Here is a 1,229-nt window from a genome sequence, read left to right as displayed (position 1 = left end):
TGGACTTGTAACGGTTTTGCGCCGGTCACCGATCTCACTATGCCACCCTGGCTTCGAATGCGAGCGGGCTGATGCCGCCCAGATACGAATGGCGGCGCCGGGTGTTGTAGAACCCGTTGATGTATTGGAAGATGGCAGCCTCCGCCTGACGTCGGGTTGGCCACTTTTGCCGCCAGATCAGTTCAGCCTTCAGGGATTTGAAGAACGTCTCGACGGCGGAGTTGTCGTAGCAATTGCCCTTGCCACTCATTGATGGTTGCAGGCCGTAGGTCTGCAACTTCTTCTGATAATCGTAGGAGCAATACTGGCTGCCGCGATCGGAATGGAACATGCAACCAGGCGGTGGGTTGCGCAGGCGCACCGCCATATCGAGCGCACGGATCGCCAGATCCTTCTTCATCCTGTCGCTGACGGCCCAGCCCACGACGCGCCTGCTGTGCAGGTCAAGGATGACCGCCAGGTAGAGCCAGCCTTCCAACGTCCAGATATAGGTGATGTCGCCAGCCCACTTCTGGTTGGGCGCAGCGGCAACAAAATCCCCATCCAGCCAGTTCGCCGCCACACCCAGTCGATGATGGCTGTCGGTGGTGACCTTGTGCCTGCGGGTGCGGACCGGCTTGATCCCATTGATCTTCATCAGTCGCCCGACACGGCGTTCGCCGACAGCGAGGCCCGCCTCTTTGAGTTCCATCGTCATCCTCGGACGACCATAGCTGCCCAGGCTCAGGCTGTATTGCTCCCGGATATGGGCCAGCACTGCCATGTCTGTCCGGGAACGCTGGCTGACCGGTCGTGATCGCCACGAACGATAGCCACGCGTGCTGATCTGCATCACCCGGCAGATCGTCTCGACCGGCCAGACATGACGCCAGCTCTCCACGAACGCGAACCTCACGGCCGCTGGCTCGCGAAGAACTGCGTGGCCTTTTTTAGGATGTCCCTCTCCTCCTTGAGCACGCGGTTCTCAAGGCGAAGCCGTTCGTTCTCGCGGGCCAGATCTGCCTGCGGCGCTGACACCAGATCAGCTGGCCGATACTGCGCCAGCCACTTGCCCAGCGTCGATTTACCAATGCCCAAATCCTTGGCCACACGCCCACGCGATAGCCCGCTGGTCAGCGCGATCCGCACCGCCTCCTGCTTAAACTCTTCGGAATGCTTCATCATCTCGTCGGTCTCCTGTTGCGAGCTCTAAACGCTCAGGTGACCGGCACAAAACCGTTACAAGTCCA

General features: G+C 60.2%; 1 protein-coding gene. It reads right to left on the bottom strand.

Going from position 1 to position 1,229, the window contains the following annotated elements:
- Positions 1–37: 37 nt before the first annotated feature.
- A protein-coding gene (locus ABIE62_RS14685; RefSeq protein ID WP_454184825.1) for an IS3 family transposase occupies positions 38–1,164 on the bottom strand; the annotation gives its coding sequence in 2 pieces (ribosomal slippage) (positions 38–924 and positions 924–1,164; 1,128 coding nt in all).
- Between the last annotated feature and the right edge of the window lie 65 nt (positions 1,165–1,229).

It is taken from the genome of Porphyrobacter sp. MBR-155 (assembly GCF_040547625.1).
Lineage (GTDB): Bacteria > Pseudomonadota > Alphaproteobacteria > Sphingomonadales > Sphingomonadaceae > Erythrobacter.
The sequence above is the reverse complement of the archived record's forward strand: the minus strand, read 5'-3'. Positions and strand labels throughout refer to the sequence as shown.